The 23523-nt window shown below is 34.0% G+C and carries 23 protein-coding genes; 10 read left to right on the top strand and 13 right to left on the bottom strand.

Annotation, left to right across the window (positions count from 1 at the left end):
* Positions 1-69: 69 nt before the first annotated feature.
* Positions 70-474, bottom strand: a complete 405-nt coding sequence (locus FLP_RS20910) for a GNAT family N-acetyltransferase (protein WP_065451446.1) — start codon at positions 472-474, stop codon at positions 70-72.
* A 175-nt stretch (positions 475-649) separates the two neighbouring features.
* Between FLP_RS20910 and FLP_RS20905 the strand changes: the two genes are divergently transcribed.
* Entirely contained in the window at positions 650-1213 is a 564-nt protein-coding gene (locus tag FLP_RS20905; RefSeq protein WP_065451445.1) for a porin family protein, read from the top strand.
* Positions 1214-1266: 53 nt separating this feature from the next.
* On the opposite strand, the gene FLP_RS20900 is transcribed toward FLP_RS20905, so the two are convergent.
* The 5 genes from FLP_RS20900 to FLP_RS20880 all read right to left on the bottom strand — a co-directional run bounded on the left by FLP_RS20900 (position 1267) and on the right by FLP_RS20880 (position 6491).
* Positions 1267-1884, bottom strand: coding sequence for a hypothetical protein (locus FLP_RS20900; protein WP_065451494.1), 618 nt, complete (start codon positions 1882-1884; stop codon positions 1267-1269).
* A 170-nt stretch (positions 1885-2054) separates the two neighbouring features.
* On the bottom strand, positions 2055-2447 hold the full coding sequence (locus FLP_RS20895; RefSeq protein WP_065451444.1) for an ACT domain-containing protein: 393 nt from the start codon (positions 2445-2447) through the stop codon (positions 2055-2057).
* A gap of 9 nt (positions 2448-2456) precedes the next feature.
* Positions 2457-4328 carry a M1 family metallopeptidase gene (locus FLP_RS20890; RefSeq protein ID WP_065451443.1) on the bottom strand — a complete coding sequence of 624 codons (1872 nt, stop codon included), beginning with the start codon at positions 4326-4328 and terminating at the stop codon, positions 2457-2459.
* Positions 4329-4521: 193 nt separating this feature from the next.
* On the bottom strand, positions 4522-6102 hold the full coding sequence (locus FLP_RS20885) for an NADP-dependent glyceraldehyde-3-phosphate dehydrogenase (RefSeq protein WP_065451442.1): 1581 nt from the start codon (positions 6100-6102) through the stop codon (positions 4522-4524).
* 77 nt (positions 6103-6179) lie between these two features.
* Positions 6180-6491 carry a rhodanese-like domain-containing protein gene (locus FLP_RS20880; RefSeq protein ID WP_065451441.1) on the bottom strand — a complete coding sequence of 104 codons (312 nt, stop codon included), beginning with the start codon at positions 6489-6491 and terminating at the stop codon, positions 6180-6182.
* A gap of 641 nt (positions 6492-7132) precedes the next feature.
* Here FLP_RS20880 and FLP_RS20875 point away from each other — a divergent pair.
* Together FLP_RS20875 and FLP_RS20870 are read left to right on the top strand one after the other, a co-directional pair.
* A complete protein-coding gene (locus FLP_RS20875; RefSeq protein ID WP_065451440.1) occupies positions 7133-7774 on the top strand; it encodes a Crp/Fnr family transcriptional regulator in 642 nt (213 codons plus the stop codon).
* A 310-nt stretch (positions 7775-8084) separates the two neighbouring features.
* Positions 8085-8870, top strand: coding sequence for a sulfite exporter TauE/SafE family protein (locus FLP_RS20870; protein WP_065451439.1), 786 nt, complete (start codon positions 8085-8087; stop codon positions 8868-8870).
* 120 nt (positions 8871-8990) lie between these two features.
* On the opposite strand, the gene FLP_RS20865 is transcribed toward FLP_RS20870, so the two are convergent.
* The 6 genes from FLP_RS20865 to FLP_RS20840 all read right to left on the bottom strand — a co-directional run bounded on the left by FLP_RS20865 (position 8991) and on the right by FLP_RS20840 (position 14789).
* On the bottom strand, positions 8991-9437 hold the full coding sequence (locus FLP_RS20865; protein ID WP_065451438.1) for a GNAT family N-acetyltransferase: 447 nt from the start codon (positions 9435-9437) through the stop codon (positions 8991-8993).
* 379 nt (positions 9438-9816) lie between these two features.
* Positions 9817-10584, bottom strand: coding sequence for a hypothetical protein (locus tag FLP_RS20860; protein WP_065451437.1), 768 nt, complete (start codon positions 10582-10584; stop codon positions 9817-9819).
* Complete coding sequence (locus FLP_RS20855) at positions 10574-11149, bottom strand: hypothetical protein (RefSeq protein WP_065451436.1); 576 nt, start codon at positions 11147-11149, stop codon at positions 10574-10576. The genes FLP_RS20860 and FLP_RS20855 overlap by 11 nt, the downstream gene beginning before the upstream one ends.
* A 385-nt stretch (positions 11150-11534) precedes the next feature.
* Positions 11535-12611 carry a cytochrome d ubiquinol oxidase subunit II gene (gene cydB / locus FLP_RS20850; RefSeq protein WP_065451435.1) on the bottom strand — a complete coding sequence of 359 codons (1077 nt, stop codon included), beginning with the start codon at positions 12609-12611 and terminating at the stop codon, positions 11535-11537.
* 2 nt (positions 12612-12613) lie between these two features.
* The gene (locus FLP_RS20845; RefSeq protein ID WP_065451434.1) at positions 12614-13960 is read right to left on the bottom strand and encodes a cytochrome ubiquinol oxidase subunit I; all 1347 of its coding nucleotides are present in this window, start codon (positions 13958-13960) and stop codon (positions 12614-12616) included.
* A gap of 235 nt (positions 13961-14195) precedes the next feature.
* A complete protein-coding gene (locus FLP_RS20840; RefSeq protein ID WP_065451493.1) occupies positions 14196-14789 on the bottom strand; it encodes an HD domain-containing protein in 594 nt (197 codons plus the stop codon).
* A 274-nt stretch (positions 14790-15063) separates the two neighbouring features.
* On the opposite strand from FLP_RS20840, the gene FLP_RS20830 reads away from it, so the two are divergent.
* The 5 genes from FLP_RS20830 to FLP_RS20810 all read left to right on the top strand — a co-directional run bounded on the left by FLP_RS20830 (position 15064) and on the right by FLP_RS20810 (position 19079).
* Positions 15064-16482 (top strand): MBL fold metallo-hydrolase, encoded by a 1419-nt coding sequence (locus FLP_RS20830; RefSeq protein WP_065451432.1) that lies wholly within the window; start codon positions 15064-15066, stop codon positions 16480-16482.
* Positions 16483-16660: 178 nt separating this feature from the next.
* Positions 16661-17230: a YeeE/YedE family protein gene (locus tag FLP_RS20825; protein WP_065451431.1), complete on the top strand. Its 570-nt coding sequence runs from the start codon at positions 16661-16663 to the stop codon at positions 17228-17230.
* 10 nt (positions 17231-17240) lie between these two features.
* On the top strand, positions 17241-17720 hold the full coding sequence (locus FLP_RS20820; protein WP_065451430.1) for a DUF6691 family protein: 480 nt from the start codon (positions 17241-17243) through the stop codon (positions 17718-17720).
* Between the two features lie 17 nt (positions 17721-17737).
* Positions 17738-18259, top strand: coding sequence for a GNAT family N-acetyltransferase (locus FLP_RS20815; protein WP_065451429.1), 522 nt, complete (start codon positions 17738-17740; stop codon positions 18257-18259).
* A gap of 46 nt (positions 18260-18305) precedes the next feature.
* Complete coding sequence (locus FLP_RS20810) at positions 18306-19079, top strand: alpha/beta hydrolase family protein (protein ID WP_065451428.1); 774 nt, start codon at positions 18306-18308, stop codon at positions 19077-19079.
* Between the two features lie 410 nt (positions 19080-19489).
* Here FLP_RS20810 and FLP_RS20805 read toward each other — a convergent pair whose 3' ends face one another.
* Positions 19490-20260 (bottom strand): DeoR/GlpR family DNA-binding transcription regulator, encoded by a 771-nt coding sequence (locus FLP_RS20805; protein ID WP_065451427.1) that lies wholly within the window; start codon positions 20258-20260, stop codon positions 19490-19492.
* A 155-nt stretch (positions 20261-20415) separates the two neighbouring features.
* On the opposite strand from FLP_RS20805, the gene FLP_RS20800 reads away from it, so the two are divergent.
* Positions 20416-21993, top strand: coding sequence for a glycerol-3-phosphate dehydrogenase/oxidase (locus FLP_RS20800; protein WP_065451426.1), 1578 nt, complete (start codon positions 20416-20418; stop codon positions 21991-21993).
* A gap of 30 nt (positions 21994-22023) precedes the next feature.
* Positions 22024-23520, top strand: coding sequence for a glycerol kinase GlpK (glpK, locus tag FLP_RS20795; protein WP_065451425.1), 1497 nt, complete (start codon positions 22024-22026; stop codon positions 23518-23520).
* The last annotated feature ends 3 nt before the right edge of the window (positions 23521-23523 follow it).

Below are 23523 nucleotides of genomic sequence, written 5' to 3'. Positions count from 1 at the left end.
CATTAAAGACGATAAAAATGTAATTGTTTAATATTGGTCGTTTTAACTCCATTATTACGATTATAGTTTCTATAAAATAATTTCCATTATTGTAAATTCCTGATTTGCTTTAATAAAAGTTTTAAGAGTATCTTTCATTCCGAATTTCTCGTAAAAAGATTTTTTATTGGTTCTTGCATTACACCAAACTTTTTTTAAGTTGTTTTCTTTTGCAAGCTTCAAAATATAATGCAGCAGTTGAGAAGCACTTCCTTTGCCCTGAAATTCTTTTAAAGTAGCCAGTTTTCTAAATTGCATTTCCTCATCGACAACAAAGCAGGAAACTATCGAAATCAATTTTTTCTGATCGAAAACACCAAAATGCAATCCTAAATTATCTTCTTCTAATTGTACAAATTCTAAAGGCTGATCCGGCCACATTACTTCGTGCCTGATTTGCCAGGTTTGCGACGCTTTAATTGGTTTGATTTCCATAAAACATTATTTCTTCGGGTATACAAATTTAGAGGATTTAAAAATCATATTCTCTAAAACCAAAAATTTTCATTTTATTGATTATCAAAAACATACAACAAATAAATAATACAAATCGTTCTTTTTCAATTAATAATATTTATTTTTATAGTATCTAAAAATAATAAATCCAGTTATGAAAAAATTCATTTTAGCAGTATTACTATGTATTAGTATAAATGGTTTTGCACAATTGATACAAGTTGGACCTCAGTTTTCTTATAATATTACTTCTCCGCTTACGGATGACTTTAGTTCAAAAAGCTCCGGAACAGGATTTGGCATTGCAGGATTTGCCAGGGTAAATTTATTGCTTTTTTATGGACAGGCAGAATTTGGTTATGCTAAATCAGAATTTAGTCTTTCGCAAACCGGAATTGGAGAAACTGAGTATAAATTATCAGGAACTGATGCTACCTTACTGATTGGTTTTAAAGTTGTTCCTTTAGGAAAATTAGGAAATGTTCGCATTTTTGCCGGATATAACTGGAAGAGTTACTCTGATATTAAAGCCAATAATAGCTTGAATTATATTGCTTTTGAAAAAAACAACAGCAGCATTCTTGGAGGAGCTGGTGTCGATTTATGGAAACTGACGTTAGATTACAGATATCTTGCCGGAGTTTCAGACCTTGATCCGTCTGGCAGAAATGTAAAAACTGCAGTTTCTAATATTTCGCTTGGTTTTAAGTTTTTATAAAAAAAATTAAACATAAAAAAAGGGAATCTGATTATTTTAGATTCCCTTTCTTGTTATTTTACTTTAATATAAAAGCGTTCTATATTATTGTTTTCTATTTTTTCTATACCATTATCGCCAGTTTTACCAACATTTATTACACGAAGTTCATCTGATTTTTCATTAATAGAACAATTCCATATTGTACCATCTGATAAAATCACATCCGAAAACAAGGCATCTGACTTATGTTGATTATAATAAACCAAAGGTTCTGTTTTGATTAATTTCTTTTCCTGTGTCTTTTTATTCTTCTCATAAAATAAAATTTCATTTGGCAGAATAGCAATAAATTCCTCAGCATCTTTTTCAGCAGGACTTTCGTTTTGGTTAAATGCCCAAACCGGTTTATTTCCATTCATTTTCCAGGTTCCCAATGCCTGAGTCAAAATCGAGTCTCTCAAAACAGTTTTCAAAGTATCTACTTTTTGAATGGATTCTTTACCAATTTCGGTTTCAGGTTTAATTCTGGAAGCGAGATGAAATAGATCTAAGGCTTTTTTAAAATCAGCTTTTTTATAGTACGATAGTGCTAATTCGTATCGACTTTTTTGAAATGCTGTTTTCGGATCGTTTTGAGCGACTGTTTTAGAAACAATAAATAAAACAATTAAAAGTAAAAGTTTTTTCATTTTTGTAGTAGGTTTTGTATTTTTTTGCAAACCTAGTTTTTTAATTCTAAAACTTTTATAGCATTTCATGATTTTTTTACCAAAAACTTCCCTTCATTAAATAAAAAAGAGAGCATCTAAATTGTTAGATACTCTCTTTTAATATGTATTAAAACCTAATTAATAATACGTTAAACCGAAAATGAATACAAAATTTCCATTGCTTTGTTCACATCTTTTTGATTAACAAAAATATGATCGTGATAATAGGCAGCAACGACATTACAACTAATATTTTTCTCAGAAAGTGCTTTCGAAAACGCTGCTGTAAGACCAACGGCCTCAAGTGAAGAATGGACTGTTAGCGTTATCCAGGACATCACACCCGAATAATCAAATTGTAATTGATCGGCTATTTCTTTTTTTAGAATTAATGTAATAGCTTCTTTTTCCTTGAATAACATTACAACGTTATTCAAATCCAGATTTTCAAATTTCTCCACTTTACAAAAAACATAATCTCCTGAAACGTGTTCAGGTTTCATACTTTTAAGCAATTTTTCTAAATCCTTTTCTCCCGACATGGTTATGTATTATTTTATAATCAAAGTATTATTTGATGGCGTGGCATCCATAAAAATGCCTCCGTCTAAAGTTACTTGCTTGATTTGTTTTTTGTTTTTTAATGCAATAGCAGTTCTTTTTTGATTGGCTTTCCAGATCTCAGGAGTCTGGTGTAAAGTTTCTGTCGAATTATCTGCATAAACAACATTTACATCAAAAGGAACTGCAAAACCACCAACATTTTCTACTGAAACTACATTCTTAGCGACATTTTTTATTGAAAGATCTATGTAATTATTCGTAAAAAACCAGTTATTGAAAAACCAATTCAGATTTTGTCCTGAAGCTGTATTCATAGAATTAAAATAATCCCACGGAATAGGATGTTTACCATTCCAGTTATCCATATAAGCATGAAGGGATTTTTTGAACAGATCATCGCCAAGCAAATCTTTTAAAGCCAAATAAGAAAGTGATGCTTTACCATAGGAATTATTTCCGTATCCGGAACCTGAAACCTGTGTAGACATCGAAATGATAGGCTGATCTTCTTCTGTAGATTCATCTTTGATATAATTCTGAACTCTAAATTCTTTATAAAATTTATCAGCGGCTTCTTTTCCGTGTTCTGCAATTCCAATTAAGTATTCAAAAGTTGTTGCCCATCCTTCATCCATAAAAGCATAACGTGTTTCGTTGATTCCCATATAAAACGGAAAATAAGTATGTGCCACTTCATGATCCTGAACCAGTTGTGCAAAAACAGGATCTCCCATTTGCGAGTCGTTACACATCATAGGATATTCCATATCTGCAAAACCCTGAAAAGCAGTCATTTTAGAAAATGGATACGGTACTCCCGGCCAATTGTTCGAAAAGAAGTCTAAAGCATATTGATTGTTTTTTACCGAATTTACAAAATCGGTTCCTTTTATATCATAGGCTGCCTGCACACTCGCGCGGCGATTTGTTTTTTTATCCACCACAACACTGCTGGCATCCCATAAATAGTGATCACTTAACCCAAAACAAACATCTGAGATATTCTGCGCTTCGAATTTCCATACATTCCATTCATTTTGTTTCGTTACTAATCTGCTTTTTAGTTCAGTCTCATTTGCAATATGTAAAATTTCATCTGTTACATATGATTTTTTCAAACGCGCTGCAAACTCGGGTTGCAAAACTTCGTCAGGATTTAAGAAATCTCCCGTTGCATACACCACATAATTTTTAGGTGCTTTTACAGAAAATACATAGTCATTAAAATCATTATAAAATTCCTGACGATCTGTATGTGGCAATCTGTCCCAACCGTTGTAATCATCAAAAACACTAACACGAGGATAACTATAAGCTACAAAAAAAGTAGTTTCATCGATCTGTCCTTCCCTTCCGCTTTCTTTAGACAAAGGATAATTCCAATCGATATTAATTGTAGCTTTAGAATGAGGAGGAATACCTTTTTTCATTTTTACATTCCCAACCGTACCCCAGCTTCGTGCATCTTCCTTATAGATTTCACTTTCAATTTTTAAAGAAGTAATGGTCAATCCATCACTCAAAAAATCATCACTTACAGTTCCGCTTCGCGGTGAAGATGGTTTATGCAGATTATTTACAAATCGAACAACTAAATTCCTTAAAGTATCATTGCTATTATTTTCGTAAACGATAGTTTCTGTTCCGCTGACAAGTCTTGTTTTAGGATCTACCGAAATATCCATGGTATATTTTCCATGATTTTGCCAATAGTTTTTTCCAGGTTTTCCGTCTATAGAACGCGTACCTTTTTTGTAAGCCTCTTTTATATTTCTTGGCATATAAAGTTCTTGGGCAAAGCTGTTTTGGGTTAAAAAAGCAAAGACTGTAAGGAGCAGTATGATTGATTGTTTTTTCATAAATGATTTTAAGATTTTGATGATAAATTGATTAAAATATTAGTTGATGTTTTTAACTTAATGTTACACAAATTTAAAACTATAGTTTTTTATTTTACACAAAAACAGTAATCTAAAACCACTACAAAAGAAAAACCGTCTAATTCTAAAAAAGAAAAAGACGGTATTTACAATTAATATATAACCTTGATTACTACAAAATATAATCGGTATTAATAAAATTCGATTCTTTGCTATTTAGCAATTCCTGCAAAATTTCATTATTATAATCGATATCTTTTGAAGCAACAAACGTACGGATTGAGAATGAACGTAAAGCATCCGGAATACTCAATGTTCCTACAGCAGAATCTTTACGACCTGCAAACGGGAATGCATCCGGACCTCTCTGGCAAGAACTGTTGAGGTTTACTCTACAAACCAAATTTACTAACGAGTCAATAAGCGGTGCTAAGGTTTTTATATCTTTCCCAAACAAACTTACTTGTTGACCATAATTTGATTCGGCCATATCTTCCAGTGGTTCATCGATATTTTTAAAAGAAATAATAGGCACTACTGGTCCAAATTGTTCTTCGTGATACACACGCATATCTTTATTTACAGGATATAAAACTGCAGGGAAAATATAATTCTCGGTATGTTTTCCACCTTTTTCATTTAATATTTTTGCGCCTTTACTTGTGGCATCATCAATTAACCCCTGAATATAATTAGGTTTTTCAGTTTCAGGAAGCGGTGTTAGAGAAACTCCTTTTTCCCAAGGATTTCCAAAAGTCAACGCATCTACTTTTTCAGAAAAACGCTTGTTGAATTCTTCCCTAACAGATTCATGAACATATAGCACTTTTAAAGCCGTACAACGTTGTCCGTTAAAAGATAAAGTTCCTGCAATACATTCCTGAATCGCCAAATCCAAATCGGCATCCGGTAAAATAATCGCCGGATTTTTAGCTTCTAAACCTAAAATCAAACGCAATCTGTTTTTATTTGGATGTTGGTCCTGCAAAGCAATTGCCGACTTACTATTTCCAATTAATGCCAAAACATCAATTTTTCCTGATTTCATGATCGGAGAAGCAACTTCACGGCCTCTTCCATAAACAATATTAATTACCCCTTTTGGAAAACTGCTTCTAAAAGCTTCCAATAACGGAGAAATGCATAAAACACCATGTTTAGCAGGTTTGAAGATCACTGTATTTCCCATAATTAGAGCTGGGATCAACAATGAAAAAGTTTCATTAAGAGGATAATTGTATGGTCCAAGACACAATACAACTCCAAGAGGTCCGCGGCGAATCATAGCATTTACACCTTGTACTTTTTCAAAATGCGAACTACGTCCGTTTAATTCTTTATAGCTGGCAATAGTATCGTAAATATATTCAACTGTTCTGTCAAATTCTTTTTGCGAATCGCCAAGGTTTTTTCCAATTTCCCACATCAAAAGTTTAACCACTTCTTCGCGGGTTTCCTTCATTTGCTTCACAAAATTTTCCATACATTTTATACGGTCAACTACTTTCATGGTTGGCCATAATCCCTGACCTTTGTTATATGCCGCGTTGGCAGCTTCAACTACTTCTGCAGCTTCTTTTTCGGCCATAAACGGAATAGATCCTAATAATGTTGGAGTATATTGTTCTGTAGATGAAATCGTTGAAAACACAGGAGTAGTTTGTCCTGTCCATTGTTTTAATTCGCCATTTACAAGATAAGTATCTTGATTTATAAGGTTTTTAATCTGGTATTCTTCCGGTATCAAACTCATAATCTGGTAATTTTTGTTTGGTTATTAATAGTTTATTAAAAGAAAAAAGAGGCTTTTTTGCGCCTCTTCATTTATTTTTATGGATTTACGGTTTCGCCTTCCCAATCCAGTATTCCGCCAAGCAAGTTGTAGGCATTATCTATACCTAGCTCATTCATAATCTGACATGCTTTAGCACTTCTGGCTCCAGAACGGCAATACACATAATAATTTTTATTTTTATCAAGTTCTTCGATTTCGTAAATAAAACCTTGTCCTTTATTGATGTCAATGTTTACGGCTTTCTCAATATAACCGTCATTAAATTCGTCTTCAGTTCTTACGTCCAGTATAACTGCATTCTCGTCAGCAGCAAGCTGATTAACCCAATCTTCTTGTGATAAATTCATAGTATCTGTTTTTTGTAAAATTACGACGTTTCTATTAATTAAAAACGTGCTCAATGCGATTTCGATTATTATTCTCAGAAAACGTTTTAGAGAAAGTATTATAATCAGTGAAATACAAATTTACTTACTATTTTTAAAATTACACTCTATAAAATCGATAGAAAATAGGATTTTTGCATTTTCATAAAATGCATCTTAAAAACAGTTTTCTGACAATTAATACGATTTCAATCTGCTATCTTTGTATAAAATTAAAGGTTTAAATCTTAATTTGATAAAAAAAGTTGGCCACCAATATTTTTTTGCCACAGATTAAAATGATTAGAATGATTAAAATTGTTTGCTAAGAATTGCACTAATTCTCATTAATTAATTCGTGCTAATTCGTGAAATTCGTCGCAAAAAATAAAATTTAAACACATAGAAACATAGGTATATTTTGTTAAGTTTAGAGCAAAATAAATAACACATTATTTACACATAGCTATGTGCATTAATGCAAGTGAAACGCCTTTTTTTGAGTAACTAAAAGCTATGTTTCTATGTGTTTAAAAATTCAATCCTTGATTTTTTTAAAATTATATCTGTGAAAAACAGTTCAAACCGTAAAATCCGTGGGCTATTATTACCACAATTAACATATGCAAAACTCACTTAAAAATATTTTTCCTAATTTCTCCAACGAACTCATTTCAACCATAGAAGAGAACGGAAGCCTGCAAGATTTTGAAACCGGAACCATTTTAATGCGAACCGGACAATACATAAAAAACACCGTTTTGATCACCAAAGGAAAAATCAAAATCTATCGTGAAGGCGAAGATGGCGGTGAGTTTTTAATGTATTATTTACAACCCGGACAAGCCTGCGCGATTTCTATGATTTGCACCGCCAAAAGCGAAAAAAGCCAGATTATGGCCAAAGTAGTCGAAGATGTTACGGTCATGATGATTCCGCTGCAAATGATGGACAAATGGATGATGGAACACAGAACCTGGTACGAATTTGTTATCGAAACCTACAGAAGCCGTTTTGAGGAAGTTCTTGAAGTAGTAGACAACATTGCTTTTCGCTCTATGGATGAACGTTTGGAATTTTACCTCAAAAGACATTCTGATGCCTGCGGATGTTCTGAAGTTAATTTGTCGCATCAGGAAATCGCAACCGAATTGAATACTTCACGTGAAGTCATTTCAAGATTACTCAAAAAAATGGAACAAAGAGGTTTGGTCAAACTTAATCGCAGCCAAATTGAGCTTTTAAACACGAATTTCACGAATTAACACTAAGTTTTTTTTTATTTTAACCATTTAAGGTATTAAGAAAAATTAAGATTAATGCTTAATTCCCTTTTTAGTTATTAAGAGATAAAGAAGCTAACTTAACTTTCTTAATATCTTAATGGTAAAATTAATATTTAAAGACAACAGTTGTCACATTGAGCGAAGTCGAAATGCTTTGCGCGTTATGGAATTCGCTCTAACTGACAAATCAATTTGTGCAAATTCGTGAAATTTGTGTTTATTTTTTTTATGTGATAAATGTTACTGTAGATTTCTTTTTATCCAAGCACCTTTGCATAAAACAAATGCAATGGAATATTTAGGTTATTTTGCTTCGATTATTATCGGGATTTCGCTGGGCTTAATTGGCGGAGGCGGATCGATCCTGACCATTCCTATTTTAGTGTATTTGTTTAAAGTAAATCCGGAGCAGGCTACCTCTTATTCTTTGTTTATTGTGGGATTGACTGCCATGTTTGGGAGTTATAGCCATTATAAAATGGGAAATCTTAAACTCAAATCGGCATTGTACTTTGCGATTCCTTCTGTGATTTCGATTCTGATTATTCGTGAAGTTATTTTTCCGCAGATTGCTTCTACCCTATTTTCTATCGCTTCCTATTCCGTTTCAAAAGATTTTCTAATTATGATTATTTTTTCAGTTTTGATGATCACAGCAGCAATCTCCATGATTAGAAAAAACAAACCTAAAATAAAAACAACCGAAACCAATTACATACAATTAAGCATAATAGGTTTCGTAGTCGGAATCATTACCGGATTTCTGGGTGCCGGAGGCGGATTTCTAATCATTCCTGCCCTGCTCTTTTTTGCCAATTTACCTATGAAACAAGCCGTTGGAACATCATTACTGATTATTACCATCAATTCAACCATAGGTTTTGGAGGCGATTTATACATTGGCACACCCATAAATTATCCGTTTTTATTAGGCGTTTCTGCCATGGCACTTTTCGGAATGATTATCGGAAGTCAGCTTTCGAAAAAAATTGACGGAACGAAACTCAAGCCTCTTTTTGGATGGTTTGTACTCGTAATGGGATTTTATATTATTACCAAAGAGGTTTTGTTTTAAGTTTTTTTGTTTCTCACAGATTTAGTTTACTTGTAGTGTAATCTTCGTCAAAGTTTTGAACTTCGACAAAGATGAAAACCAAAATGGGGAAACAATTACTGCTTCCCCATTTTTTATTATTTATTTCCACCAATGGTAATAATTATGCAGTCCGTCATATTCAAATCCACAACGCGGATATAATGTATTGCCTATATCATTTGTCTTTTCAGTTTCCAGCATCAAACCGCAGGCATTTGTTTCCTCACACCATTGTTTACTTCGGTCAATTAAGGCTACCGAAAATCCTTTGCCTCTATAATCAGGATGTACAAAAAGATCACTTAACAGCCATTGTTTTTGCAATTTGGTATAATGAAATAATTTGTAAAGCTGCACAAAGCCAACCGCTTTTTCGCCCACCATTGCTAAAAAAATATCCGACTCATTGTTTAATAATCGCTCTTTCAGAAATGCTTTTCCTTTTTCGACATCAGATTCCTGACGGTAAAAAACACGATACAGGTTAAAAAGTTCCGCTGCTTCGTCAAGGTCTTCAATACTTGCTTTTTTGATTTGGTAATTCATTGTTTAGATATTTTGATTAAAAAAGCGAAAGTATAGCAAAGAGCAAACTCACTTATAGTCCAGTTTATATAAAACAAGATCATCCAGTATTTAAAACGTTTAAGCTGGTATTTTCAACAAATAAAAAGGTGTTAATGTTTTGGGCGTTTTCGCCGCGGCGAACGGGCTATCCGCTATATCTTTTTCTTGCTAAAGAAGCAAGAAAAAGGATATCGCTCCTATCCCTAACGCAAACTTGTGTGAAATAGAAATTTTAGTTAAAAAAAATTGTACGATCAATAAAACCAATATCCCAGAAGAAGATTGCTTCAGTACTTTCAAGAACACACGCAAAATTGAATGAACGAAGCAATTAAATAAAAAACTAAAGCATCAAATTCTACAATTCAGAATGTTCAACTTTCGTAGATTTTTTTGATTCAATAAGTTGTTTTAATTTTGTCAATGATTGTTTTATATTTTCAGACTTTGTTTTCTTCAACATAAGATTAACTTTTTCTAGTAGATCATCGTAATTAAAATTAGGATAAATATTAATTAATTCAGTAAAATTCTTATCTATTCCATTAGCAATCAAATTCAACCCTAGATCACTATATGATTTTTCATTATTTATTTCATCCAAATAAATAATCATATTATTAACAAGAGTTTGTGTATTCCTATTTATCGTATTTAGTACTGATAATGAGTTTGGATCATCTGCCTTTTCAATAATTTCATCATTTCCAAGTTTGAAATATCTTAATTGTAAGCCTAATCCAAAATTAAAAACCTCAAGATATTCTTTTTCATAAATATATTTATCTGTCCTGTCAATTGCATTATAAATGGTAGTCATATCTTTCCATTTATCAAAAAATTGTTGCGCTATTTCATTTCTGTGTTTAAGCCCTAACTCTTTATCATCTAATACAACTTTAAAATTCTCCTGATCTGTTAATTTCTCAAGTAAAAGCTTAGTTTCCGGATTATCAAATGTTGGTAATTTTTCATCTGGTTTAGTTCCGTATTTAACCTCTCTAATTACGTTATCATAATCTGTAACATCCCAATATTTTTTTTCAAGGGGAAATTTATTCTCTTCTTTACAACTAACTAAACATAACAAGAGAAAAGCAAAAAGTAAAATTGTATTATTTTTCATTTATATAAACTTTGGGATTTTTAAAATTACTGTGTAAATTTAACAAACTATCTATATCATTTTGATACTTTCTTTGTTCACTAAAAACATAGCTATGAAAAGTATCATCATCATACTTAAATTGAAATTGTCTTTCTTTGATTTTTAACTCATTAATCAAGTTTTCAATTTGAATATTATCTCTGTTTTTCGATTCGAAAATTTTTTTCTTTATCATTCTGGAAAATAGTTCTGTTATCTTAAAATGATATAACTCATGAGTTAATAATTCCTTACTAAAAAGATCCTTGTTATAAACATATGAACTGGAAGGATGGAAAAATGATTCTACTTTTACTGAATCCTCTTCTATTTGATAATTAATTGATGTTTTTATATAGGCAAAATGTTTATTTCCATATAATGAATTTTGAAAAAACTCTAAACCCTTAAAATCATTAAACGTAATTTTATCTATTTCATCATATTTTTTTGGACTTTCGTAAGCTAAAAAATTTATTTCCGTTAAAGAATAAAATACAATTAAAAAAAATACTACAACACCTATTGCAATTTTAACCTTCATCTATTATTATTATTTTTAAAATTTCAAACCTCTTTTAAGCATACCAAAAATAAGATTTATCTTCTAAATAAAAAACTTACTGCGCAAAGCCATCAAATAATTTAAAAACACATAATTACTACATATTGAGATCGCTTCGTTCCTAGCAAGTATATACGTACCTTCTTGCGATAAACAAAGCAACGGCAATAGAAAAATCAATCATTATTGACATTTGACAACCTTGGGTTATAGCCCACTGAACAAGAAACTAACCTCCTTGGATTTAGCCAAATATACTCAACAATTTAGCTAAAGCCAACACTGCTGCATAAAAAAACCGTTGGTTAAAACCAACGGCTATTCATATAATTAATTTGTGTAATTAGTAGCAAAAAACAAAAACTTAATGTTCTCCATACCCAACATCATCCATCTTCCCGCTAAAAACTCTGTACTGGATAATAAAATAAATAATTACCAGAAACAAAGCGATAAAAAACCAGCTCAATCCGGCGTTTAATCCATATTCTCCGGCAGCAGTATTATAAATAGTCAATGACGGATTGACATTATTAGTTGAAGGCAAAACATTCGGAAAAATCGAAACCGCCGTTGAAGCAAATCCTCCAACCAGAAACAAAGTCGAAAACAAAAATCCCATTCCGTCTTTTTGCCAGGAACGAACTTTAAACAAACCTAAAATGCCAACAAAAGTCATTAACGGAAAAAACCAAAGAATTGGATTCTCGACGAAATTATGAAACGGTTTTGGCTCAATAAAATGCCAGATTTGCAGCGAAATACAAACTAAAACCAATAAAACAATATTTAGTTTAAAAACTACATTTTTCAGTTTTGGATTCAATGCCGAATTCGTTTTATAAATAATCCAGTTCGCACCATGAATTGTCAGCGCAACAACACTCACAATTCCCAGAAAAAGTGTGAACCAATCAATAATTCCCAACTCATTCGCCTGCGGACTAAAAGTTGGATTCCATAAAGGCAAAAAGAAAAAATGTGCTTCCTGAGTCGAAACACCGTTGGTTACCATTCCTAAGTTTACACCACGAACAATATTCCCCAAAGCAATCCCGAAGAATAAAGCCAAAAGCAAACTGGCGATCCCAAAAGCTTTATCCCAAATCGCTTCCCACATAGGATGATGCACTTGCCCGCGCATTTCAAGACCAATCGCACGGAAAATCAACAACCATAAAATCATAATCAACGGCAAATAAAATCCGCTGAAAGATGACGCATATAAAGTGGGGAAAGCAAAAAACAAAACACCTCCCGCAGCAATAATCCAAACTTCGTTCGCATCCCAAAACGGACCAATAGCGCTTGTAATTGCTTTTTTATCTTTTTCTTCTTTCGCAAAAAATAAATGAATAATTCCTGCTCCAAAATCGTAACCGTCTAATACAATATAAACGGCCAGAATTCCCATTAAAACAACGTACCAAAAAAATTCCATAATTATATTTTTTCTGAATTCAGTTCAACATTATGTGGTCCTTTATTGATGATTTTTCCAATCAAAAGCAAAAACAACATTCCAAGTAAAAGATACAATCCTATAAAACCTAACAAAGTAAATAAGGTATTTCCGGACGAAACCGTTGGTGACGCTCCCGCAGAAGTTCGCAACAAATTATAAACCAACCAGGGTTGTCTTCCTAATTCGGCCGTGTACCAGCCTGTGGTATTGGCAATATACGGAAATGGCATCATAAACATCAGCGACCACAAAACCCATTTGGTTTCGAATAATTTCTTTCTAATTAACTGAAAAAGTGCAAAAGCCATCAAACCTATAAATATGGTTCCGAGTCCTACCATAATATGATAAGCATAATATAAACCGGAAATATTGGTTGGGTGAAGATCTTCTTCAAACTGATCCAGACCTTTTATTTCCTGATGCCAGCTTCCGTAAGTAAGGAAACTCAGGATATTAGGAACGGCAATTTTATTATCCAGTTTTTTATCTTTTACATCGGGTTGCCCAATTAAAACAATTTCAGAACCTTTCTTTTCGGTATGAAAAATTCCCTCCATTGCTGCAAAAGTTACAGGTTGGTATTTTACGACATTTTTAGCCAGTAAATCTCCCGTTGGAACCGCTACAATAACACTAGAAATCAATCCGAAGATTACGCCTGTTTTCACGAACATTTTTCCGAAAGCAACATTCTTTTTACTCAAAATATAAAAAGCTCCAATTCCGGCCACAACAAATGAACTTGTAACCAAAGATGCTGCCTGATTGTGTAAATACGAAGGCCATAACCACGGATTCAGGAATAAGGCTTTAAAATTCGTCAACACAAATTTTCCGTTTTCGAGAATTTCATAACCTACAGGATTTTGCATCCAAGAATGTGTGGCTATAATAAGGTATCCACTTGCCCAGGAACCAATCATAATTAATAAGCCGGTTACAAAATGCCATTTATGTCCAATTATTTTTTCTCCAAACAAAAAGATACCCAGAAATGAGGATTCTAAGAAGAAAGAGAACATCCCTTCCATTGCGAGTGTTTGGCCAATAATTCCTCCGGTTAATTCAGAGAATTTTGCCCAATTGGTTCCAAACTGAAACTCCATTGGAATTCCCGTTACAACACCCATCGCAAAATTCAAAGCGAAAATTTTCATCCAGAAATGAGTGGCGTGATTGTATTGATCGTCTTTAGTTTTAAGATATTTCCATTTAAAATAAACAATGATCAGCGAAAGACCCATTGTAAGTTGCGGAAAAAGATAGTGAAAAGTAATGGTGAAGGCGAATTGCATTCGGTCATAAAAAAGCATTTCTTCCATGGCGGTAATTTATTTATGAAGTCTCCTCAAATTTACCCATTAAAACCTGAATTCCCTGCCTTTAAAAGAAGTTTTTTCTTTTTTAAACCATATAAGTTAGATAAGAAAATATAACCTTAGCTTAATCTGAAAAGGTTAAACATACTGCAATAAAAAAATTCATTTAATACATTTAATATAAATATAAAATTCGCAAAACCTAAAATGAACTTATACAATTATAGGGTAAAATTAATTATTCATCTTTCAAAATTCCTTTTGCAACACTTTCATTTATTAATCCTTCGGCATAACTCCATATCGTTTTTGAACCTTCTTTTATAACGCTCTTTTTTTCATATACTTTTTTATAACGTACATCAAATTCTTTCCAGGTTCCTCCGTTATTAGAAGTGTTTTGCAATAAAGGTTCTAGTCTGTCCATCGATTTTGCAAACTTGGCTTCGTTGGTTTCACCGGCTTCAAACTCTTCCCAAATAGCGATCATTTCATCAGCTTGCTTTGTAGGCAATAACCCGAAAATACGATTCGCCGCCAATCGCTCTTCATCAGTATTATCATGACTTTTTTGTGTATCGTATATAAAGACATCTCCGGCATCGATTTCGACAATATCATGTATCAGAACCATTTTTACTACTTTTAGAATATCAATTGGTTCGTTTGAATGTTCCGCCAAAACAATCGCCATCAAAGCCAAATGCCAGCTGTGTTCTGCATCATTTTCGTGTCGATCACTATTAAATAATTTTGTTTTTCGCTGGATATATTTCAATTTATCAATCTCTTTTATAAAAGCGATTTGATTTAATAAATCTTCTGTTTTCATATCAATAATTTCGTTAGTTGTAAAATTACGTAGATTTTTTTCTTCCACCATATAAGTAATGTAAGTTCATTTTATCATAATGCAGATTACGCAAACCGTCAATTTTAAAACTATTATTAATTTTTAAATGTGTATTTTTAAATTTCCTATGGGCTTTATATGGTAAAAACACCTTGTCTTTTTTTACACAAAAATCAAATTTGTGTAACATTAGTCACCTATTTTAAGCAAAAAGTAGGTTACCTTTGTATTCCCTTCTTTTAGAATACATATCATGAAAATAGAACAAATTTACACCGGATGTTTAGCACAAGGTGCTTACTATATAACCTCAAATGGCGAAGCTGCGATTATTGATCCGCTTCGTGAAATTCAGCCTTATCTGGATCGTTTAGAACGCGATGAGGTGAAACTGAAATACATTTTCGAAACACATTTCCACGCTGATTTTGTTTCCGGACATGTCGATTTAAGCAAAGAAACTCAGGCACCCATTGTTTACGGGCCAAATGCTGCTTGCGAATTCGACTGCATTTCTGCCGAAGACGGACAAGAATTTAAAATCGGGAAAATCACCATAAAAGCTTTGCATACGCCTGGTCACACCATGGAAAGCACGACTTATTTACTGATCGACGAAAACGGAAAAGATCACGCTATTTTCTCTGGAGACACCTTATTTATTGGCGATGTTGGCCGTCCCGATCTGGCACAAAAAGCAGCCGGAATGACACAGGACCAATTGGCGGGAATTTTATTTCATTCATTAAGAGATAAAATCATGACTTTGGCTGATGACGTTATCGTTTATCCTGCGCATGGTGCGGGAAGTGCCTGCGGGAAAAATATGAGTAAAGAAACGGTTTCGACAATTGGGAATCAAAAAGCAACGAATTATGCTTTGCGCGCCAACATGACCGAAGCCGAATTTATCGAAGAAGTTACTGACGGATTATTACCTCCGCCAGCTTATTTTAGTATGAATGTGGCCATGAACAAACAAGGTTACGAAAGCTTTGAATCGGTTTTGCATAACGGAATGAAAGCAATAGATGTAAAAGAATTTGAGGCTGTAGCCGAAGAAACCGGAGCTTTAATTTTAGACACCAGAAAAAGTGCCGATTTCCATAAAGGATTTATTCCGCAATCGATCAATATCGGAATCAATGGCGATTTTGCGCCGTGGGTTGGGACTTTGATTGCCAATGTAAAACAACCTATTATTTTAGTAACCGAAGCCGGCCTTGAAGAAGAAACCGTAACACGTTTAAGCCGTGTAGGTTTTGACGCAATTATAGGACATCTGGACGGTGGTTTTGAAGCGTGGGAAAAAGCAGGTTTTGAAGTGGATACGGTTAACCGAATTTCAGCAGAGCAATTTGCTTCTGAATTTAAAATAGAAGAAGACAAAGTAATCGATATTCGTAAAGAAACGGAATACGAAGCAGAACATATTGAAGACGCTTACAGCAAACCTTTAGCTTATATAAATGACTGGGTAAAAGACATTAATCCGAATGAGCATTTTTATTTGCATTGTGCAGGTGGCTACAGAAGTATGATTGCAGCGTCAATTTTACAAGCGCGCGGTTTTAGAAACTTTACCGAAATTGACGGTGGTTTTGGAGCCATAGCAAAAACAGAAATTCCAAAATCAGATTTTGTTTGCCAGAGTAAGGTTTTGAAAGCATAAACATTGAACATATTTTTTTCACCATATAAGTTATATAAGTTCATTTAATTACGGTACGTTTTAACTCTAAACTGGTTAAACTTATATGAGCTCATATAAGTTCAACGCGATTTAAATTCCAACTTATAATTACTTATATCACTTATATGGTGAAAAAAAAATCTAATTTTTAAATTATATGAATTTATTAGAAATCTTGAGAGAACCTTGGCCTTGGTACGTTTCAGGTCCGTTAATTGGACTGACTGTTCCTATTTTATTGCTTATCGGAAACAAATCTTTCGGGATTAGTTCTTCGCTTCGTCATATTTGTGCGGCTTGTATTCCGGCAAATATTTCGTTTTTTAAATACGACTGGAAAAAAGAAAGCTGGAATTTATTTTTCGTTTTTGGAATTTTCCTTGGAGGAGTTATCGCTGCTTATTTCTTAGCGAATCCAAATCCGGTTGCAATCACGCCACAACTTTCTGAGCAATTAGCCACTTACGGAATCACCGATCATTCGGGATTACTACCAAAAGAACTTTTTTCCTGGGAAAGTTTATTCACGCTTCGTGGATTTATCATGATCGTTGTTGGAGGATTTTTAGTAGGTTTCGGAACTCGTTATGCAGGCGGCTGTACAAGCGGACATGCCATTATGGGAATTTCAAATTTACAATGGCCTTCATTAGTAGCGACAATCTGTTTTATGATTGGCGGTTTTATCATGGCGAATTTGATTTTACCTCACATTCTTTCACTTTAAAATTTCAAAAATGAATCATTTAGAAAATAAAAATACAGACACAGAAGGAATCAACGGAAGTCAGATAAAAGATTCAGGATTCTCAAACCTAAAATATATGCTAGTCGGAATTATTTTTGGAATCGTATTCGTAAAAGCCGAAATCATCAGCTGGTACCGCATTCAGGAAATGTTTCAATTACAATCCTTCTTTATGTATGGCGTAATTGGCAGTGCAGTTGTCGTTGGTGTAATATCTGTTCAGATCATTAAAAGATTCAACATCAAAACTATTCAGGGAGAAAAAATCGAAATTCAGCCTAAAACGTTCAACAAAGGACAAATCTATGGTGGATTATTATTTGGTTTCGGTTGGGCCATTACCGGAGCTTGCCCTGGACCTTTGTTTGCGCAAATTGGCACAGGAGTTACGGTAATTGTGGTTACTTTATTAAGTGCAATTGCAGGAACCTGGTTTTATGGTTTTATTAAAGATAAATTACCTCATTAAGATTTAATACATAAAGAATGAGCAATACAACAGAACAATTCATTTTAAGAAAAGCAGCACTTTCTGAAGTTCCTCAAATCTGGAATATCCTTCAGGACGCAATAGAACAAAGGCGACAAGACGGAAGCACGCAATGGCAAGACGGATATCCTAATGAACTTACAATTCAGAATGATATAAAAAACGGTTACGCTTATGTACTTACAGAGAATGAATCGATTTTATGTTACGCTGCTATCATATTCGATAAAGAACCTGCTTACGAAGAGATACAAGGTAAATGGCTTACCAATGGTGACTATGCTGTTGTGCATCGTGTAGCCGCATCAAAACTGGCAAAAGGAAAAGGTATTGCCACAACACTTTTCAAAAACATAGAAGATATCTGCCTCACAAATACTATTTATAGTATAAAAGTAGATACCAACTTTGACAATATCCCAATGTTGAAAATTCTGGACAAACTAAATTATAGTTATTGTGGCGAAGTCTTTTTTAGAGGATCAGCACGAAAAGCATTCGAAAAAAAGTTGATTTAAAATAAAATCCCGGCATCAGGAATCAAATGAAAGGCACATCAAAAAAATGAACAAAATATATTTTCAAATCTTAGTATCCTTGTTCTTAATAAGTTGTTCAAATAACAAAAAATCAAATTCTCAAACATCAAATAACAACTATGCTGTTAAACTTGATAGCATAGAATTATTTGACAAATCGCGAAACCGCAAAATTCCCGTTGCAGTCTTTCAACCTAAATCCGATAAAAAAATTAAGAATCAGCAAGTTGTAATTTTTAGTCATGGATACGGAGAAAATAAAGGCGGTGACAATATGATTTATTCCTATTTAACCGAAAGTTTAGCCTCAAAAGGATATTTTGTTATTAGCATTCAGCACGAATTGCCTACTGACGATCTTCTGCCAATGGATGGAGTTCTTAAAGTCACACGGAAACCAAACTGGGAAAGAGGAACCGACAACATTCTTTATGTTTTAAATGAATTTAAAACCATAAAACCCGAATTAGATTTTAAGCATTTAACGCTAATTGGTCATTCGAATGGTGGAGACATGACCGCTTTATTTGCCGTTAAATATCCCAAATTGGTTGATAAAATAATAACAATGGATAATCGCAGAATGCCGCTTCCAAGAGTTAATCATCCTACAATATATACTTTACGCTCTAAAAACTATGCTGCAGACGAAGGAGTATTACCAACCGAGCAAGAACAAAAAAAATACGGAATGACGGTTCAGTTCACCCCTATCAATCACAGCAATATGGATAATGACGCAACTCCCGAAGAACGAAAAATAATAATGACAAATATTGAAAAGTACTTAAGCCTGTAAATTTTAAAAAAAATAAAAAATAAAACCCGACACATTTCAAAACGTGTTGGGTTTATTTTTTAACCAATAATCTAAAATTAAGGGGGGGGGTGTTCATTAGAAAAACCAATAATGTTATTACGAATAATTTCTCTCAAAATTGTAAATATTTGCATTTCGACGCGGGAGAAATATCCGTAAGTAAATCCGCAACGTAAATCCAATCTTTGTCGAGCTTCTCGCGGAGATTTCTCCTGCGTCGAAATGACAATATTGCGTTTAAACTTTGCTTCTTGGCGCCTTTGCGAGATTAATTTTATTCTTTAAAAAGCTTAACTTAATGACATTGACTTCTATTCATAGCAAACAACGAACCACTAGTTTCAAAAAAAAAAAAGACGAGTTTCGTTTTTTCAATCTATATAAAAAAGCTATTTCGAAGCAATAATAACCTCTACTCCTATTTCTTCTAGTTTCGTTTTGGTTTCGATATCAATACCATCATCTGTAATCAAGACATCAATTTTATCTAAATTACAAATCTTACCAAAACCCCTCACATTCATTTTTGTAGAATCTACCAAAATAATTACCTTTTCCGCCACCGAAATCATGGCTTGATTAAGATGAGCTTCTAATGCATTTGAAGTACTTAATCCAAAATCTAAATGAAGTCCGTCTGCACCCAAAAACAATTTATTACAAGAAAACTGGCTCAAAATCGACTCCGATATAGGACCAACCGCCGAGTTTGAGCTCTTACGAACATCACCGCCCAATTGTATCGTATCGACATTTGCTTCCTTACTCAATTCTAAAGACACCTTTAAAGACGGTGTAATCACTGTTAATTTCTGAAAACCTGAAATAATCTTAGCCAGATAATGCACATTAGATCCGGAACCCAATATGATGTAATCATAATTATTAATATACTTTAAAGCTTCTTTTGCTATTTGCTTTTTTTGCTCTACCTGCAGCCCTTCTTTATCGCTTAAATCTCTTTCGAAAGCATAAATAGGCTGCTTGCTTGCGCCGCCATGCGTACGGTGCAGCAAATTTTCATTTTCTAAAAAGTTCAAATCCTTTCTTATTGTTACGGTTGAAACATTAAGAATTTCGCATAAATCCGCCACATTTACATGTCCGTTTTTATCCAGTTCTTTCAGTATTTCCTCTTGTCTTTTATTTATAATAACCATAATAACCTGATAATATTAAGATTTTTAAAGCTATAAATGTACGATAAAAAAATAATTCCAAAAAAAACTTATTATATGACTTTTGTTTCGTTTAGTTTCGTTAATTTTGCTTTATAGAAACAAAAAAGAATAAAAGAAACAAAAACAAACACTATATGAAACGTTCAGAACAGTTATCGAAACTAAAAAACACTGAAAAGTGGGATGTAATTGTAATAGGAGGTGGAGCAAGCGGTCTGGGAACTGCTCTTGATGCCGCAAGCAGAGGTTACAAAACAATTTTAGTCGAAGCAGTAGATTTTGCCAAAGGAACTTCAAGCCGAAGCACAAAATTAGTTCATGGTGGTGTACGTTACTTAGAACAAGGAGATGTGCATTTGGTAAAAGAAGCCCTTAAAGAAAGAGGCCTAATGGCTCAAAATGCCGGTCATTTAGTCAAAAACCAATCCTTTGTAATCCCTAATTACAACTGGTGGGGCGGTTACTTTTATACCATTGGTTTAACCATTTATGATTTATTGGCCGGACGTTTAAGTTTAGGCCGTTCAAAATATATTTCGAAAAGAAAAACAATCGAAATGCTTCCTAATGTAGAAGAAAAAGGCTTAACAAGCGGTGTTATTTATCATGACGGACAATTTGATGATTCACGTCTTGCCATAAATATAGCTCAGACCGCAGCAGAAAAAGGCGCTTGTATTTTAAACTACTGTAAAGTTGTAAACTTATTAAAAGACGATAATAATCAGGTAATTGGGGTTCAGGTTCTGGATCAGGAAACAGGAGACAAATATGACTTAAAAGGATCTGCCGTTATAAATGCAACCGGAGTTTTTACCAACGCTATAATGAAACTAAACGATACTGTTTACAAAAAATATATCGTGCCGAGTCAGGGAATTCACCTGGTTTTTGATAAATCATTTTTACCTGGAGACCATGCGCTAATGATTCCTAAAACAAGCGACGGAAGAGTTTTATTTGCCGTGCCATGGCATAACCGAATTGTAGTAGGTACAACAGATACATTAATCAAAAAACAAAGCTTAGAGCCTATTGCCTTAGAAAGCGAAATTGAATTTGTACTGGAAACAGCACAACGCTTTTTAGCAAAAAAACCAACCAGAGCGGATGTTCTTTCTGTTTACGCAGGTTTACGCCCATTGGCAGCACCTAAAGAAGAAGGAAAAAGCACCAAAGAAGTTTCAAGAAGCCACAAAATCATTGTTTCCGAAACTGGTTTAATCACCATTACAGGAGGAAAATGGACTACTTACAGAAAAATTGCCGAAGACATTATCGACAAAGCAATCAAAACAAGAAAAATACCTGCAAAAGGCTGTAATACAGAACATCTTGCTATTCATGGCAATCAGCCTACTACTACTTTAGACAGAGAAAATCACTTATACATTTATGGTACAGATATCCCTAAAATACGTCAATTGCAGCAAACTGAGCCTGAATTAAATGAGAAAGTACATCCTGATCATGAATTTACAATGGCAGAAGCAGCCTGGGCGATTCGATACGAAATGGCAAGAACTGTAGATGATATTTTAGCAAGACGTGTTCGTTTGCTATTCTTAGACGCCAGAGCCGCAATTCAGTCTTCTGAAAAAATAGCACGATTAATAGCGAAAGAACTGGGACATGACGAAGTGTGGATAACCCAGGAAATTTCAAATTTCAAAGAAATTTCAAAAGGATTTTTGCTATCAGAATTTCAATAAAACTTATTACTTAATTATACACTATCAACCATGCAAAACAAATTAATCTTAGCTCTTGACCAGGGAACAACTTCCTCGAGAGCTATTCTATTCAATCATGAAGGAGAAATTGTAAGCCTCTCGCAAAAACCGTTTGAGCAAATTTTCCCCAAACCAGGATGGGTAGAACACGATCCTAACGAAATCTGGTCTTCGCAAATAAGCACTGCTGCAGAAGTAATTGCAAAAGTAGGAATCTCAGGCCGAGAAGTTGCAGCAATTGGAATCACCAACCAGCGCGAAACTACTATTGTATGGGACAGGGAAACCAGCGAACCTATTTATAATGCTATTGTTTGGCAAGATCGCAGAACAGCAAAATTTTGTGACGAATTGAAAGCACAAGGTCATGCTGATATGATTCAGAAAAAAACGGGCCTAATCCTCGATGCTTATTTCTCAGGGACAAAAGTAAAATGGATTTTGGATAATGTTCCCGGAGCTCGTAAAAAAGCAGAAGAAGGAAAACTTTGTTTTGGTACTGTTGACACTTGGCTTATCTGGAAACTTACTCGTACCAAGTTATTCATGACTGATGTTTCTAATGCCAGCAGAACTTTATTGTTCAACATTCATACCTTAGAATGGGATAACGAATTGTTAGAATTATTTGACATCCCAAGAGCCATGCTTCCCGAAGTAAAACAAAGCAGTGAAATTTACGGAGAAACCTGCACTACCCTATTTGCTACCAAAATTCCTATTGCCGGAGTTGCCGGAGATCAGCAAGCAGCGCTTTTTGGTCAATTGTGTACCAGTTCAGGAATGGTAAAAAATACTTACGGCACAGGTTGTTTTATGCTAATGAATACGGGTGAAAAACCAATTCAGTCTACTAATAATTTATTAACTACTATCGCCTGGAAAATCAACGGAAAAACAACTTATGCTTTAGAAGGAAGTGTTTTTGTTGGAGGAGCCGCTGTACAATGGTTACGAGACGGAGCAAAAATGATTAGCTCGTCAGAAGAAATTGAAGCTCTTGCCTCTAGTGTTCCTGATAATGGCGGCGTTTACTTTGTTCCTGCCTTAACCGGTTTAGGAGCTCCTTACTGGGATCAATATGCGAGAGGCGCAATGTTTGGTATCACCAGAGGAACTACAAATGCACATATTGCCAGAGCAACTTTAGAAGGGATTGCTTATCAGGTAAATGATTTAGTTAAAGCTATGGAAGCTGATTTTGGCGACAAAGGAAAAGAACTAAGAGTTGACGGAGGTGCTGCGAAAAATAATTTACTAATGCAATTTCAATCGGATATTTTTGGGTCAACTGTTACAAGACCAAAAACACTCGAAACAACTGCTCTTGGCGCTGCTTATCTGGCCGGACTTGCTGTAGGATATTGGGCGAGTCTAGAGGATTTGAAAGAACAGTGGTCTATAGACAAGGTATTTTCGCCAGAAATGGAAAAACCAAAAGTAGACATTCTTGTAAAGAACTGGAACAAAGCGGTAGGACGCGCATCTCAATGGATTGAAGACTAAAAA

Origin of the sequence: Flavobacterium piscis (assembly GCF_001686925.1) — a bacterium.
In the GTDB taxonomy this organism is placed as follows: Bacteria; Bacteroidota; Bacteroidia; order Flavobacteriales; family Flavobacteriaceae; genus Flavobacterium; species Flavobacterium piscis.
This window is presented reverse-complemented; position numbering and strand designations above follow the sequence as displayed.